This is a genomic window from Paraburkholderia sp. OAS925 (assembly GCF_040543975.1).
GTDB classification, from domain to species: domain Bacteria; phylum Pseudomonadota; class Gammaproteobacteria; order Burkholderiales; family Burkholderiaceae; genus Paraburkholderia; species Paraburkholderia graminis.
Window position 1 is genome coordinate 2280640 of sequence record NZ_JBEUNO010000001.1, and the last position, 15721, is coordinate 2296360.

Sequence of the window (15721 nt, forward strand, 5' to 3'; positions counted from 1 at the left end):
GTCCGCTCGGTGCGTCGAGGCGCGCTTCAATCGCTCACGCCGCTCGCGCCAGCCCGATTTCGCTTAGGCCGTGCCCTTGCCGAACAGCGCCGACAAACCGCCGAGCGCGCCCAGCACGGTCGTTGCGTTCAGCTTGCCTTCGGCCGGCACTTCGCCTTCCGGCGTGGCCGCGTTGACCACGTGCGGCAGGATTTGTGCGAGCAGGCCGGTGACCTGATCCGGTTGCACGCCGGCTTTCGCGGCGAGGCCGGCGACGGCGTCGGAACCGAGCACGCTATGCAGCGCGTCGGCGGCGATCGGCTGATTCTCGCCGTTGCTGACCCACGACGATGCGACCTCGCCGAGGCCCTTTTCCTGGAAGCGCTGGATCAGGCCGTTCAGCCCGCCCGGCTGACTGTTGACGAATTCGAGTGCGGCTGTGATCAGCGCTGCCTGGCCGCCGCCTTCGGGCGATTTACCGACCAGGGAACCGAGGGTATCGAGTAGGCTCATGATGGGTCTCTCTTGAATGCCGGCACGTCGATGACGGGCCGGCGGGTGAGGCGCCGCGCGGCTGCGCGGCGTCGAGGGGAAAGAAGGTAGTGCGTGCGGTGCGGTGGTGCCCGTGGTGCGCCAACTGTGCCGGCTGCACTGGGTGCGCCCACGGCGCAAACATCGCTGCGCGGCGCACTGCCTTGCTGTTCGATCAATGTCCGACACGGTTTGCATCGGACGGGTTCTTTATGCGCCGCCGGAAGCCGCCGCTGCCGACGCGGCTTTACTCTTCTTCGCTTTCTTCTTCGATGCTTTGGCGCCCGACGCGTCGGCCGGCGCGCTCGCGGCCGTGGCGGCGGTGGCCGTGGTTGTGGCGGTAGTAGCAGTGCCCGCAGGCGCCGATGCCGCTGCAGCCTCCTTAGCCTTCTTCGACTTGGATGACTTTGCGGATTTGGACGCCTTAGCGCCCGAAGCATCGACAGGCGTGGCCGGCGCCGCGGTTGCCGGCGTTGTGGCCGCGGTCGCGGTCGTATTAGCCGTGGGCGCGGCCTTCGTCTCCGTCGGCTTCGTGGCCGCGGACGGCGTAGCCGCAGGTTTGGCGGCCGCCTTTGCACCCGTGGGCGGCGTCGACGAGCCGTTGATCGTCAGGCCCGCCGCTTCCAGGTTCACGACCGACTTGCTGCCGATGCCCTTGACGCGCGCGGCCAGATCGTCGGCGTCCTTGAACGGGCCGTTCTTGCTGCGTTCTTCGATGATCGCCTTCGCATGCGCGGGCCCGATGCCCTTGACCGATTCGAGCGCCGCCTGATCGGCGGAGTTGACTTCCACTGCTGCCGCGAATCCGGCCGACAGCGAGAACGCGAGAGCAACGCAAAGCATCACGAGCTTTTTCAGCATGGCAAGCACTCCATTGGGGGCAAAAAGTTAGCCGGAAACGGGCGACGCATCGCTCAGCAGGCGCTGCGCATAAGCATAGGACAAATGCGCCCCTTTATTTGCGAACGCCGACGATTTATACCGATCGATTGATGGCAAGTAAATCGCCATGAACAATCTTTAAACCTTTTGCCTCGATATAAGGCGGTTGTGCGCCGATTGCTCACATCGTCCGCGCGCGCGTGGCCGTGTCGACGAATGAGCGGCAATAAACGACAGCGCGAATGACAGCGCGGCGCGCTTGACTTAGAGTGCACTCGAAGTCCTAACCTGAGTCCTGTCATGTCGAAAACGTCGAACGCACTCACCATCGGGCAGGTCGCCGAAACCATCGGCGTCTCCACGCACACGCTACGCTATTACGAGCAGGCCGGGCTGATTCGCGCGGTCGGCCGCACGCAGGCGGGGCATCGCCTGTACTCGCCGGCCGACCTCGACTGGCTGCGGTTCTTGATGCGCCTGAAGGCGACCGGCATGCCGATCGCCGGCATGCAGGCCTTCGCGGCGCTGCGGGCCGAGGGTCAGCAGACGATGGGCGCGCGTCGCGACCTGCTCGCCGCGCATCGCGATGCGGTGCTGGCGCGGATCGCCGAGTTGCAGACGAACCTCGGCGCGATCATCGACAAGATCGCGTATTACGAAGGCGAAGCGGCCGGCCAGACGCCCGCGGCGGGCGGCCGGACACGGCGGATCGACGACACGTCATCCCTATCACACTCGGAAAAGGACTCACCATGGACCACGCACAAAACGACCGCTACACGCAAGGCTGGAACAAGCTGAGGGAAATCGACGGCTCGGCGGGCGAGCAGGTCATCGCCGCGCTCGCGCCGATCGCACCGGACTTCGCGCGTCTTTTGATCGAATTCGGTTTCGGCGATATTTACAGCCGTCCGCAGCTCGATTTGCGCGCGCGCGAAATTGCGACGATCGCTTCGCTTGCCACGCTCGGCTGCGCGCAGCCGCAGTTGAAGGTGCATATCGAAGCAGCGCTGAATGTCGGCTGCTCGCGCGAGGAAATCGTCGAAGTGTTCATGCAGATGGCGTTGTATGCCGGCTTTCCGGCGGCGCTGAACGCGCTCTTTGCCGCACGCGAGATTTTCGAGCGGCATGATCGGGAGGCGGGAGGGGCGGAGGCGCGGGTTGAAGCGGCGGATGCGGGTTGAAGCGGTGGATGCGGGCCGCGTATTTGAGCGGCTGCGTTTAGTCGTCGCCTGGAACCGGCGTTCGGAACCTGCGCTCAACACACGCACTGCACCTATGCCCGGCCCGCCCGCGCCCGGTACGGGGGGCGGACATAGAAACAATCCGCGCTTTCAACCAACCGCACCGCAGTGCGACCGCCCGCGACTTCCACCATCAAACCCCAGCATCCGCCCGCAACGCCGCGGCCGCGCGCACGTGCCGCCTGCTGACCACTCGCCAGTAAAGCAGCAAGCCGATGCCGGCAATCGCGAGGCTCGCGGTATTGGCCACCCAGAAGCCGCGTGCGCCGGTCAACCACGGCGGGATCGTGCCGCTCACATTGAAGCCGAGCAGATAGCCGCCGCCGAGCCCCACGCCCCATAGCGCCACCGCGTAGATCACGGTCGGCACGACCGCGACCTTGTACGCGCGCAGCACGAACGCGGTGGTGATCTGCAACGCGTCGAACGCGTGGTAGCACACGACGATCAGCACGAGCGGCATCGCCGCGGCCACGACTTGCGCATTCGGCGTATAGCCTTCGATCACATACGGGCGCAGCGCGAGCACGATGACGCCGTAACAGCAGGCGATCGCGACGGCCATCATGATGCCGTGCCGCGACAGCGTGCGCGCCGCTTCCGGGCGATGCGCGCCGAGCGCCTGAGCGACGAGCGTCGACGAAGCAATGCCGATCGACAGCGGCGTCATGTACAACACCGCGCCGATGTTGCCGGCGATCTGATGCCCGGCGAGCGTCGTCGTGCCGAAGCGCGCGATGAAAAGCGCCATGAACGTGTACGACGTGACTTCGATTAGATACGACAGTCCCATCGGGATGCCGAGCCGCAACTGCGCCGCCTGGCGCCGCCAGACCGGCCAGCAAAAGCGCCGGAAGATCGCGAAGGGCGTGAACACGTCGACGCGCGTGAGCAGCAGCATGCCGACGAGCGCGAGCGCCCAGTTAATCAGGCTGCTTGCCAGCGCACAGCCAGGGCCGCCGAGCGCCGGCACACCGAGACCGCCGAAAATAAACCACGTATTGAGCGGCACCTTCAGCAACAGGCCGCCGATCTGCAGAATCATCACGAGCCGCGGCTTGCCGACTGCATTGCTGATCGAACCGTAAACGCGAAAGACGAGACCGGCGGGCAGACCGAACGCGAGTATCCGCAGATACGACACCGTGCGCTCGTGCAGCGCCTCCGGCACGCGCGCGAGCTTCAGCAGATGGCCCGGAAAGAACAGGATCAGAAAGCCGATCACCGTCAGCGCAAGCGCGAGCCACAGCGCCTGGCGGATCTCCTCGCCGATCTCTTCATAGCGGCGCGCGCCGTAGAGTTGCGCGGTGATCGGCTGCAGCGCCGTGAGAATGCCGGTCAGGCCGATGTACACCGAAATGTAGATGGACGAGCCGAGGCCGAGCGCGGCGAGATCGACGGCCGAATAACGGCCGACCATGGCCGTGTCGATCACGCCGAACGCGATGATCGCCAGTTGGCCGATCAGCACCGGCCACGCGAGCCCTGCGATTTTCCGTAGGTCGGCGAGCATCGTCGTTCAGTCGGCTTTCTTGTGCCAGCTGCGCCGTTTGACGACGGGCGGCTTCGGCCGGTCGATGCGGACATACAGACGGAAGCGTTCGTCGCGGTCGGCCGCGCGTCGGCCTTCCCATACGAGCTTCCACACGAAGTTGGACATTGCGCTCGGCTCGCCGTAGTCCTGCGTGTCCTGACGCAGAATCACGTCGCAATCTTCATTGAACGCGAAGTGCATGTCGCCGAAATACGCGAAGGTCGCGATCTGCGCATTGCCGAGGCGCACCGGCGATATGCAGGTGTAGTCGTCGGGCAGATGGCTCGAGATCTGTTGGGCCACGTCCTTATATGTCCGGCTGTAGTTGACGACCGGCAGCCACAAGGTCATGAGCAGCACCCACATCAGCGTCGTGCCCGCGCTGGAGAGCACCACGCTGCGCCACAACACCTTCGGATGGCGCGCGAGACGCCATTGCACCAGCACGAACCAGCACACCGTCACCGCGACCGCGCAGACGAACGAAAGAATCTTGAACTGCGGCGCAAAGCCCGGCGCGAGACGCGCGAGATTGCGCGCCAGCGGATGCGGGAAACCGGTCAGCCCGGCCACATAAACGAGCCACACGAAGCTGCCGAGAATCGTGAAGCTGAGCAGGGCGAACCAGTCGATTGCGTTGATTGCGCCGCGCTTGAGCGTAGGCAGCGCGAAGGTGGCCAGCACCGCGAGCGGCGGCAGCAGCAGCATATAGAGCCGGTTCGACTGATGGCTTTGCAGCACCACCAGCACGAACAGCGGCCCGATCACCGAAAGGGGAATCGCCACGTGCGGCCCGCGGCGCAGCCCCGACCAGCTAAACCACGCCCATAGCGCGAGCGGCCACGCGGGCCACGTGAAGAGCGGCAGGTTCTTGAGCGCGTAAGCCGCCACCGAGCCGGGCGGGCCGGCGAACGAGCTCAGGCTCACGTGCACCCACTGGTTCAGATACCAGACGGCGTCGACGGGAAACGCGGCCAGCGCGGCAATCGGCCATGCGACGGAGAGCCCCAGAGCGATCGGCAGGCCCGCCAGCAGCAGCCAGCGCGAGCGCGTTTCGCGCACGATCAAGGTCATCGCGAGGGTGCCGAGCAGCAGCGCGCCGACCAGCACCGGGCTGCTCGCGAGCGTCACGAGGCCGAGTGCGAGGCCCCAGATCGAAGCGCCCTGAATCGGCTTGTCGATCATCCGCACGAGGCCGTACACCAGCATCGCGATGCCGACGAATTGCGCGAGTTGCGGCGTCGTTTCGTGGCCGCGTTCGGCGAGGCCGAAGCACGCGAGCAGGATCAGCAGGGCGCCGTCGGCGAGCGTGCGGCCGTAGTCGCGCGGCTCCGGCTCGCCGCCGAATGCGTATTTGAACGGCTGCACTTCGGCGCGCCGCCCGAGCAGGTAGGCCGCATACCAGACGAACGCGCAGCCCGCGCAGAACAGCAGCCCTGTGAAGACGCGCGATGCATTGCTCGCGTCGACCCACGGCGCCAGCACGCGGATCGCGATCGCGCCGAGCCAGTAGCCGAGCGGGCCGTCTTCAGTGAGGTATTTGCCGACGAGATTCGGCAGCAGCCAGTCGTGCGCGCTGCCGTTCGCCATGGTCCACATCACGCCGAAGCCGGCTGCGTCCTCGTTCTTCCACGGATCGCGGCCGAACAGGCCGAACGACGCGTAGACGATACAGATGGTCAACAGCAGCCAGCGTGGCAGCGCACTGGTCGCGGAGGCAGTGAGGCGAACGACAGGTCTCATGCGGTTTGGGATAGTGGATAAGCGAAAGCCGTCACCGGACTACCTTCCTGCCGGCGATGGCCCGATTGGAGCATCCGGCATTGTAGTCGGGCGGCACTGTGCGCGTCACGGCAAGTAATCGCGTGCAACGGGGCTGCAATCGGCCCGCATAGGCGCTCAGGCGCGAGTTGCGCGATGCCGCTCGTGAGCGCGATGGGCGCGTGAGCATAGCCAGGCGACGCAAGCCGCCCGCGCGCAGGCGACAAAAAAGGGCAGCTTGCGCTGCCCTTCCTTTTCGCTGCACCGCTGCTGGCCGAAACCGGCGAAGCGGTGATCAAAGCGCGTATTACTTTGCTGCTGCCTTGCCGGTAGCGCGCGAGCCGAACTTGTTGCGGAACTTCTCGACGCGGCCTGCCGTGTCCATGATCTTTTGCTGGCCGGTGTAGAACGGATGCGATTCCGACGACACTTCGATCTTGGCGAGCGGGTACGTCTTGCCGTTGAATTCGGCGGTTTCACGCGTCTGGATCGTGGAGCGCGTCACAAACCTGAAGTCGTTCGACACGTCGATGAACAGGACTTCGCGGTAATTCGGGTGAATGCCTTCTTTCATGATCTTTCCTTAAATCTGGCGGTAGCCAACCCGCGTGAGGCCGCTGTTGCGCGGACCGCATTTAGGCGCGAGCCACTTGCCTATGGTCGAAAAACGGCGATTATGCCAGAAAATCAGTCGCTTGACGAATCTGACGAGGTTTTTTGACCGCTTTCTTGACACATTTCCGCCTGAATTCAGCCGCTATTCGGAAAATCACGGTGCGGCGAACGTCAGACCGGCTCGCGCCGGGTCCTGGCGGTAATAGCGCGCGAGCAATCTGTACAGTTCCGGAGACTCCGCCTCGAAAGCATGCGGCTTGACGAAGAGCGCTTCGCTGCATACCGCGAAGAATTCCGACGGATGGTCCGCGGCGTACGGATCGATCAGCGACTCGCGCTCGAAGCGCGTCCAGCGCCGCTGCGGCACGGCGTCGACGCGGGCGCAGAACTGGTCGTAGGCGGAATCGAACACGTCCGCCCACGCCTCTGAGTCGAGCGGCGCATGCCAGCGGCGCACGAGCGGCGGATGGCCGTCCGCTTCGCCGTTCAGCATGTCGATCTTGTGCGCGAATTCGTGGATCACCACGTTGTACGCGTCCGTCCCGTCGGTCATCTGCGCGTCTTCCCACGACAGGATCACGGGGCCGCCTTCCCATGCTTCGCCGCTCGCGTAGTGCTCGACTTCGTGGACGACGCCGTCTTCGTCCTCGACGGTCTTGCGGATCACGAACTCGCCCGGATAGACGATCACGCCGACCCATCCGCGATACAGGTCGAGGCTCAGATTCAGCACCGGCAAGCACGCCTGAGCCGCGATCGCGACGGTCATCGCGTCGGTCAGTTCGAGCTCGTGCGCGGTGGAGAACTCCTTTTGCGCGATGAACAGGCTGCTCATTTCGCGCAGGCGCGCGAGGTCCGGCGCATCGAGATGCGCGAGGAACGGCAGGCCGTCGAGCGTGGCTTGCCACAGCGTGTCGCCGATCGCGTAGTCGCGCAGCGCGCGCTCGCGCCGGCGTGAGCCGAGCCATCCAGTGAGTTTCGAAAGCATGGGCGATGAAACCGTTAGTCGATCTGTTTTTGCAACGCGGCGAAAATCCCGCCGCATATCGCGATGCCGATCAGGAAATAGAAGCCGTCCAGCGAACTCAGAAAACTCGCCTGCCGCGCCACGGCCCGGCTGATCTCGACGACGGCAAGCGAATGCGCGTCCGAGGGCGAATGTCCGGCCGCGGAAAACGCCCGCGTAAGTGCGGCCAGCGAATCCTGAAACACCGGATTGTACGGATTCACAAACTCCGCGAGGCGCGCCTGATGCAACGCCTGCCGATGCTGCTCGACGATGATCACCGACGCCGTCGCAAACGAGATGGTCAACTGGCGCACGACATTCTTGAGCCGGTAGCCGTGCGAGAACTCTTCTATCGCGAAGATTCTGAACGTGAGGTTCGCGACCGGCAGCACGATGAACAATAACAGCAGGCCGCGCAACAGCAGCGGTCCCGCGAGCGCGGCCTCGCCGGCGGCGGGCGACATGCGCGTCATCCACGCGGCCGTCAGCGCGGCGATCGCGAAGCCCGGCACGATGATCCACTTCTTGCGCGTGAGCAGCTTTGCATAGCGAAGGTAGACGAAGAGCGCGCTCGCCGAAATCAGCGACGTGACGCCGACGAGTTGCCCGGCATTCTCGACCGGATAACCCAGCCCGCTTTCGAGGAAACGCGACACGAGGTAGCTGAACGCGGTCGACAGGTAGTAGTAGAACATGTAGAGCACGAGGCCCACCTGAAACACCTTTTCGCGCAACGCATGCAGACGCATGAGCGGGGCGGGGTGATGCCACTGGTGATACGCGAACCAGCCGAGTGCGACGATGCCGGCGACCGTCAGCAGAATGAGACCGGGCGACGCGCTGAACAACTGGAAGCGGACTTGCTGCATCACGATCTGCAGCGCGCCTTGCGCAAACGCAAAGATGATGTACGGCCAGAAATGCGCCGAACCACGCTCTTCGGGCAGACGGTTGCCCGCGTCGGGCAACGCGGCGAACGCAAGCACGGCGAACAGCGCGCCCACGGGCGCCGTGCACGCAAAGAGCGCGCGCCAGCCGAAATACCCAATCAACTGACCGCCGATCAACGACGCCAGCGCGCTGCTCAACACGATCAGTATCAGGAACGCGCGGGTTGCGGCGGGGCGCTCTCTGGGTGTGAAGCTCATCTGGATCAGAATGCGGCAGGTGCCCATCATCGGGCCAATGAAGTAGCCCTGAAAGCCGCGCGCAAACGCAAGTTCAACCGACGATTCGCTGAGCGCGGCGGCCACCGCGCCGGCCGCGTAGAACAACATGCAGCCTGCCACATAGCGCCGGTAGCCGAAACGCTCGACCCACCATTCCTGCTGCAGGATACCGAGCACAGCAGCCACGGCATACGCGCTCGAAGCCCAGACGAGTTCATCCGGCGACGCATTCACGCCGCCGGCGATATAGCTCGCGAAAAACGAAAAGACGGAATTGTCGAAGTAGTCGAGGCCGGTGACGACCGCGAGCACCCACGGGAAAAAATCGCCACGCAGCTTGTCAGCACTGAGCCAGCCTGCGTGAGCCCGCGATGTGTTCATGACCGCTCGCGCGACGCCGAGGCACGCGGTTTTTTGGCGCGTTTTGCTGTGGGCTTTGCGTCGGCCTTGGCGGGTTTAATGGCGCTCGCTGTTTTACGCGCGTTGCCGTTTTTTGTCAGCGCGTTGCGGCGTTGCTCGAGCAACGCGTCCGCATTTTCGCCGGCCAGACGGCGCTTCAGATAGTCGAGATCAGGGCTCAATTCGTCGCGCAGTTTCTGCGCTTCCTTCAGCTCGCGGCGCATGGCTTCGATACGCGCGTTCAACGCGTCGACTTGTGCCGCCAAGGCGCCATGAATCTGCTGCAGCGATTCCGTCGAAAAGCGGTGTTTGCCTTCCACTGGTTCGAGCGGCCGTTTCAGCATTTCGGTGATGCCGTGCAGCGAGAAACCGAGCGAACGCAAACGCAGGATGCGCCCGAAGCGCGACAAATCGTCCTCGTCGTAGAGACGGTAGCGGCCTTCGCTGCGCGTCGGCGAAACAAGCCCGCGCTCCTCGTAGTACTTCAGTGTGCGCGGCGTGACGCCGAGGCGCTCGGCGGCATCGGCGACGGTCAGCAGGGCAGGCGGCTCGGTCGGCATGAGCGGTGGCGTTCGGAGTGGCGGCGGGGTGATTGTACTTCAACCTGTACGTTCACGTACAGGTTGGCCGATGCGACCCGAAACGCTGCCCCTATACGCTCACGCAAAACCGCCAGACGAAAAAAAAACCGCTCGTCGGCGACGAGCGGTTTTCACATCCGATGCTGCGTTGGTCGGCAAACAGCTTAGCTGCCGCCGCCACGACGCATCATGTCGAAGAATTCGGAGTTGCTCTTGGTCTGGCGGATCTTGTCGAGCAGGAATTCCATCGACTCGACTTCGTCCATGTCGTGAATGAACTTGCGCAGCACCCAGATTTTTTGCAGCACTTCGGGCTTGATCAGCAGTTCTTCGCGACGCGTGCCGGACTTGTTCAGATTGATCGACGGATACACGCGCTTCTCGGCGAGGCGGCGTTCCAGGTGCACTTCCATGTTGCCGGTGCCCTTGAACTCTTCGTAAATCACGTCGTCCATGCGGCTGCCCGTTTCGATCAGCGCCGTGCCGATGATGGTCAGCGAACCGCCTTCCTCGATGTTGCGCGCCGCGCCGAAGAAGCGCTTCGGCCGTTGCAGCGCGTTCGCGTCGACACCGCCCGTGAGCACCTTGCCCGAAGCCGGCACAACCGTGTTGTATGCGCGCGCGAGACGCGTGATGGAGTCGAGCAGAATCACCACGTCGTTTTTCATTTCGACGAGGCGCTTGGCCTTTTCGATCACCATTTCGGCGACCTGCACGTGACGTGCGGCGGGTTCGTCGAACGTGGATGCGATCACTTCGCCCGCCACCGAACGCTGCATTTCCGTCACTTCTTCCGGACGTTCGTCGATCAGCAGAACAAACAGTACGACGTCGGGATGGTTCTGCTTGATGGCGTGCGCGATATGCTGAAGCATCACGGTCTTGCCGGACTTCGGCGACGCGACGAGCAGGCCGCGCTGGCCTTTGCCGATAGGCGCGATCATGTCGATGATGCGGCCCGTGACATTTTCTTCGCCGCGCATTTCACGTTCGAGCAGCAGCACCTTGTTCGGGTGCAGCGGCGTCAGGTTTTCGAACATGATCTTGTGCTTCGAGGCCTCCGGCGGCTGGCCGTTGACCTTGTCCACCTTCACCAGCGCGAAATAGCGTTCGCCGTCTTTCGGCGTGCGTACTTCGCCTTCGATCGTGTCGCCCGTATGCAGGTTGAAGCGGCGGATTTGCGACGGGCTGATGTAAATATCATCCGTGCTGGCGAGATAGGAGGTTTCCGGCGAACGCAGGAAGCCGAAGCCGTCCGGCAGCACTTCGAGCGTGCCGTCGCCGAAAATCGTGTCGCCCGTTTTGGCTCGTTTTTTTAGAATGGCGAACATCAATTCCTGCTTGCGCAGGCGGTTCGCACTTTCGATCTCGAGGCCATTGGCCATCTCGATCAATTCGGACACGTGCAGAGTCTTAAGCTCGGATAAATGCATACGGAGAACCCGCAGGAGAAGGTGCGACGAAATGGAATCTGGGAGGAGAAGTGAGCGGAACCGCTCAAGGACTTACACGTCTTTTCGACGTTTTGCGGATTCTAGCATAGCACACGCCAGTTTCCGCCAGTGCGCCGGCGCGGCATCTTTCTTCTTCGAAACGTTGCCGGCTGACAACAGCACGGCAAGCCAGGACAGCAAGCAGAACAACGCGGGCGCGCGCGGGTCCGGGCGGACCGCGTGACGCACCCGCGCCGCTGTTTTACAGGTTGCCGTCGAGGAACGCGGTGAGTTGCGACTTCGACAATGCGCCAACCTTTTGCGCGGCGACAGCGCCGTTCTTGAACAGGATCAGCGTGGGGATGCCGCGCACGCCGAACTTGACCGGCGTCGACTGATGTTCGTCGACGTTGATCTTGGCGATTTGCAGGCGATCGGCGTAATCCTTGGCGACTTCGTCGAGGATCGGCGCGATCATCTTGCACGGACCGCACCATTCAGCCCAGAAGTCGAGCAGCACGGGTTTATCGGATTTCACGACGTCCTGTTCGAACGATGCGTCGCTAATATGCTTGATTTGTTCGCTCATTGTATGAATACCTCTATCGGTTCGAGGCCCGCCTGAATTGCTCGCCACGATACGTCAAAACCTGGGGAAACTTCCGTTCGCTTAGCCGCACCCGGAGCCCCGCTGCCGGCGCCTGAAAAGTACGAGACTTTCTGGCTTCGGCAAAGGGCCCGCGTTTGCGGGTCATCCGTACGGCAGTTTAGCTTAATTCGCTATGCGTTGCCGGGGGCGATAGTAGTCATCACAGGCAGTGGGGCCAACGGCTGCCGATGAAGTGCCACCGTATTTCATCAACTGCGACGTAGCCTATGTGGAGGCTCGGCGGACAAACTCAAGTGAGCGGCGCGCGCGTCGCAACCGAATCGGCGGGTTCGCGATTCGGCGTGTGCTTGCCGGTTTGGTCGTATTAACAGTCGCACAAAGCGCCACGCGATGATAGAATGTTTCGTGACGGGCCTCCTCGCATGGAGGGATGGTCAACCTGGTCAGGTCGGGAACGAAGCAGCCACAGCCGTTTTCCACCAGTGCCGAGGGTCAGGCTCGTCACCTTCCTCTTTCTGTTTGTCCTGCTTTTCTCCCCTTGCGTTTGCCCACGTTGCATCTACTTCAGATGCCGGTTCGCTTTGCTTCGTCCGTTCGCTTCGCAAGCGTGCTCGCGGTGTCTTGGCCCTTGGCCTTTGCCGCGCGGCGGTGGGCGTACTCTCTGCACAACGCACGCAACGCGCACGGACCCGCACGCAAGCCGCACTGCGCGCCGCGCGACCATTTTTTTCTATCGTTCCATTAGCCGCTTTCAATCGACGGGCGACGCGCGTTCGCGCGGCCAGCCGAATCGGTTTTGCGCGGCATTGTTACTGATACAATTTCCGGATGACCTATCAAGTTCTCGCACGCAAATGGCGGCCGAAGGATTTCGCGTCGCTCGTCGGACAGGAGCACGTGGTGCGCGCGCTCACGCACGCGCTCGACGGCGGCCGTCTGCATCACGCCTATCTGTTTACCGGCACGCGGGGCGTCGGCAAGACGACGTTGTCGCGCATTTTTTCGAAGGCGCTCAATTGCGAAACGGGCGTGACGTCCACGCCGTGCGGCGTGTGCCGGGCGTGCCGCGAGATCGATGAAGGGCGCTTTGTCGATTACGTCGAGATGGACGCGGCGAGTAATCGCGGCGTCGACGAAATGGCGGCGCTGCTCGAGCGCGCGGTGTACGCGCCGGTCGACGCGCGCTTCAAGGTCTACATGATCGACGAAGTGCACATGCTGACGAATCACGCCTTCAACGCAATGTTGAAGACGCTCGAAGAACCGCCGCCGCACGTCAAGTTCATTCTCGCCACCACCGATCCGCAGAAGATTCCGGTCACGGTGCTGTCGCGCTGTCTGCAGTTCAATCTGAAGCAGATGCCGGCCGGCCATATCGTCTCGCACCTCGAACACATTCTCGGCGAAGAGAAAGTGCCTTACGAGGCGCAGGCGTTGCGTCTGCTCGCGCGTGCCGCCGACGGTTCGATGCGCGACGCGCTGTCGCTGACGGATCAGGCGATCGCCTACTCGGCGAATCAGGTCAATGAAGAAGCCGTGCGCGGCATGCTCGGCGCGCTCGATCAGAGCTACCTGATTCGCCTGCTCGATGCGCTCGCGCAGGGCGACGGCGCAACGGTGCTCACGATTGCCGACGAAATGGCGCTGCGCAGTCTGTCGTTTTCCACGGCGCTGCAGGATCTCGCGAGCTTGCTGCATCGGATTGCGTGGGCGCAGTTCGCGCCGTCGTCGGTACTGGATGAATGGCCCGAAGCCGGCGATTTGCGGCGTTTCGCCGAGACGCTCAGCGCCGAGCAGGTGCAGTTGTTCTATCAGATCGCGACGATCGGACGAAGCGAGCTCGGCCTCGCGCCCGACGAATACGCGGGCTTCACGATGACGCTGCTGCGCATGCTGGCTTTCGAGCCGGCGCCGACGGGCGGCGGTGGCGGCGTCGCGGGGTCTGGTGCGCAAGCCGGGCAGGCGGGCGCGGGTGGATCGAAGCGGGCGGGCGCGCCGGCGGTGGCCGCGCAGCCACGCGCGTTGGCTTCGCCTGGGAGTGTTGCGTCGATGGGCGGGGCGGGCAGGGCGGGGGTGGGCGGCGTTGCTGCGGCTGCGTCGCCGGTTGGTGAGTCGCGAGATGTGGCAGCTAAGGTGTCTTCCGAACCCGCTGCGTTAGCCGAGCCGGTTCGTCGAGCCGATTCGATGGAGCCCGCTGGGCGGGATGCGCAGTCCGCAGCGGGGCAGGATGGCGGGAATGCGGCGGAGCGTGCGGCGCACGATGTAGCGCGTACAGCGGCTGCGGCGTCTGAGTCAGCGGTCGAGGCCGCCTCTTCGTCAGTGGTAGAGAGCGCAGAATTGGAGCGATCGGCGGCAAGTGCTCCGGCGTCCGCGCCGTCCAGCGCAACGCCTGCCGCAGCGCAGGCCGCTGCCGCGCCGCCGTTGGCGCCGTGGGAGGACGCGCCGGCTGAGCCCGTAGCTGATAGACGCGCCGCCGCAGACGCATCGGATGCCTCTGCTTCTGCATCCGCTGGCACTGCGTCTTCCGATGCGGCGCAGGCATCCGCCGCGCGGCCTTCCGACGCGGCGCAGGTATCCGCCGCCGGATCATCGGAAACGGCATCCGCCACCGGATCTTCGGAAGTGGGGCAGGCATCCGCCACCGCATCTTCTGATGCCGGACAGGCGTCTTCTGCGCCGACACCTTTGAATACGGCGCAGCCGTCCGCACCCGACACAGCAACTACCACTGCATCCGACTCCGCCTCCACCGACACAAAGCTCGCCGAGGATGCGCCTCCCGCCGCATTGAACCCGCCCGCCGCCGCCGCGTTCGCACGCGCGAGCGAAGCGGTCGATCAAGCCGCAGGCCACAACGCCGCCGCAGCCGAATCTGAAATGCCGCCGCGTCGCGCGGGCGGTGCGAGCGCAGCGCTCGACGTTCTGCGCAGCGCCGGGTTGAAGGTATCGTCCGATCGTGGCCGCGCGAGTGCCGCCACGGCCGCGAAAACCGCGGCGCCGGCAACACCGAAGCCAGCCGCGCCACGCGTGGTAGTCCCCGTGCCCACGCCCGGCGCGCCGCGCGGCGCTGCTGCGCAGCAGCCGCCCGCGTCGACCGTGCGCGCGTCAGCGCAATCGGCTCAGTCGACGCAGCCACCGCAACCAGCGCAACCAGCACGATCAGCACAATCAGCGCAATCAGCGCAATCAGCGCAATCAGCGCAATCAGCGCAATCAGCGCAATCAGCGCAATCAGCGCAATCAGCGCAATCAGCGACCCGCAACGACGCGCAGCAAAACGGCTCGCCGGTTCCGCCGTGGGACGACATGCCGCCCGACGACTACATGCCGCTTTCCGCATCGGACGACGGCTACTACGGCCCGCCCGACGACAACTACATGCCTGTGTTCGACAGCGGTCCGGACGACGTCCGCGTGAACGCGTCGGCACCGTCCGCACCGGCACCGGCCGTCGATCGGCGTCCGCTGCCGCCCGCCGTGCCGCTCGACCCGCTGGGCTTCAACGGCGACTGGCCGGCGCTCGCCGTCGATCTGCCGCTCAAGGGCATTTCGTATCAGCTTGCGTTCAACAGCGAACTGATGGCGCTCGAAGGCAACACGCTCAAACTCAACGTGCCCGTGCCGCAGTACGCGGAAACCTCGCAGGTCGCGAAGCTCAAGGCGGCGCTCGCCGACAAGCTCGGCCAGCATGTCGACGTGGTGGTCGAAGTCGGCCCGGCCCGCCGCACTGCAGCCGCTCACGACGCCGCAATGCGCGCGCAACGTCAGCAGGAAGCCGAGCGCGAGATCAGCGCCGATCCGTTCGTGCAGTCGCTGATCCGCGAATTCGACGCGAGCATCGTGCCGGGCTCGATCCGCCCGATTACTCCCGACGCCGGCCAGAACGGCGCGTCCCAGGTTCACTGATTCGCCGCGCCGCTGAACGCAAGCACATTAAAAGCGCGCCCGATTCCCGAATTTCACGCTATCAAGAA

Annotated in this window: 13 protein-coding genes and 1 other RNA gene; 4 read left to right on the plus strand and 10 right to left on the minus strand. The window is 64.2% G+C overall.

Going from position 1 to position 15721, the window contains the following annotated elements; translation table 11 throughout:
• Positions 1–63: 63 nt before the first annotated feature.
• Positions 64–492 (minus strand): YidB family protein, encoded by a 429-nt coding sequence (locus tag ABIE53_RS09985; protein ID WP_029971378.1) that lies wholly within the window; start codon positions 490–492, stop codon positions 64–66.
• A 228-nt stretch (positions 493–720) separates the two neighbouring features.
• A complete protein-coding gene (locus ABIE53_RS09990; protein WP_107707690.1) occupies positions 721–1371 on the minus strand; it encodes a ComEA family DNA-binding protein in 651 nt (216 codons plus the stop codon).
• A gap of 321 nt (positions 1372–1692) precedes the next feature.
• Between ABIE53_RS09990 and ABIE53_RS09995 the strand changes: the two genes are divergently transcribed.
• Positions 1693–2193 carry a MerR family transcriptional regulator gene (locus tag ABIE53_RS09995; RefSeq protein ID WP_053858018.1) on the plus strand — a complete coding sequence of 167 codons (501 nt, stop codon included), beginning with the start codon at positions 1693–1695 and terminating at the stop codon, positions 2191–2193.
• Complete coding sequence (locus tag ABIE53_RS10000; RefSeq protein WP_006048855.1) at positions 2145–2576, plus strand: carboxymuconolactone decarboxylase family protein; 432 nt, start codon at positions 2145–2147, stop codon at positions 2574–2576. Before ABIE53_RS09995 ends, ABIE53_RS10000 begins: the two co-directional genes overlap by 49 nt.
• A 193-nt stretch (positions 2577–2769) precedes the next feature.
• Here ABIE53_RS10000 and ABIE53_RS10005 read toward each other — a convergent pair whose 3' ends face one another.
• From ABIE53_RS10005 to trxA, 8 genes are all read right to left on the minus strand, one after another.
• Positions 2770–4149 (minus strand): MATE family efflux transporter, encoded by a 1380-nt coding sequence (locus ABIE53_RS10005; protein ID WP_107707691.1) that lies wholly within the window; start codon positions 4147–4149, stop codon positions 2770–2772.
• A gap of 6 nt (positions 4150–4155) precedes the next feature.
• Positions 4156–5913 carry an ArnT family glycosyltransferase gene (locus tag ABIE53_RS10010; protein WP_006048857.1) on the minus strand — a complete coding sequence of 586 codons (1758 nt, stop codon included), beginning with the start codon at positions 5911–5913 and terminating at the stop codon, positions 4156–4158.
• A 325-nt stretch (positions 5914–6238) separates the two neighbouring features.
• The gene (locus ABIE53_RS10015; RefSeq protein ID WP_006048858.1) at positions 6239–6505 is read right to left on the minus strand and encodes a type B 50S ribosomal protein L31; all 267 of its coding nucleotides are present in this window, start codon (positions 6503–6505) and stop codon (positions 6239–6241) included.
• Positions 6506–6700: 195 nt separating this feature from the next.
• Entirely contained in the window at positions 6701–7534 is an 834-nt protein-coding gene (locus ABIE53_RS10020; protein WP_192698883.1) for a M90 family metallopeptidase, read from the minus strand.
• A gap of 14 nt (positions 7535–7548) precedes the next feature.
• Complete coding sequence (locus ABIE53_RS10025) at positions 7549–9105, minus strand: MFS transporter (protein ID WP_107707693.1); 1557 nt, start codon at positions 9103–9105, stop codon at positions 7549–7551.
• A complete protein-coding gene (locus tag ABIE53_RS10030) occupies positions 9102–9683 on the minus strand; it encodes a MerR family transcriptional regulator (protein WP_107707694.1) in 582 nt (193 codons plus the stop codon). The genes ABIE53_RS10025 and ABIE53_RS10030 overlap by 4 nt, the downstream gene beginning before the upstream one ends.
• Positions 9684–9868: 185 nt before the next feature.
• Complete coding sequence (rho, locus tag ABIE53_RS10035; protein WP_006048863.1) at positions 9869–11137, minus strand: transcription termination factor Rho; 1269 nt, start codon at positions 11135–11137, stop codon at positions 9869–9871.
• Between the two features lie 262 nt (positions 11138–11399).
• Positions 11400–11726 carry a thioredoxin TrxA gene (trxA, locus tag ABIE53_RS10040; protein ID WP_006048864.1) on the minus strand — a complete coding sequence of 109 codons (327 nt, stop codon included), beginning with the start codon at positions 11724–11726 and terminating at the stop codon, positions 11400–11402.
• A 428-nt stretch (positions 11727–12154) separates the two neighbouring features.
• On the opposite strand from trxA, the gene ffs reads away from it, so the two are divergent.
• Positions 12155–12253, plus strand: an RNA gene (gene ffs, locus ABIE53_RS10045) — signal recognition particle sRNA small type.
• Positions 12254–12575: 322 nt separating this feature from the next.
• Positions 12576–15653, plus strand: coding sequence for a DNA polymerase III subunit gamma/tau (gene dnaX, locus ABIE53_RS10050; RefSeq protein ID WP_192698882.1), 3078 nt, complete (start codon positions 12576–12578; stop codon positions 15651–15653).
• Positions 15654–15721: the final 68 nt, after the last annotated feature.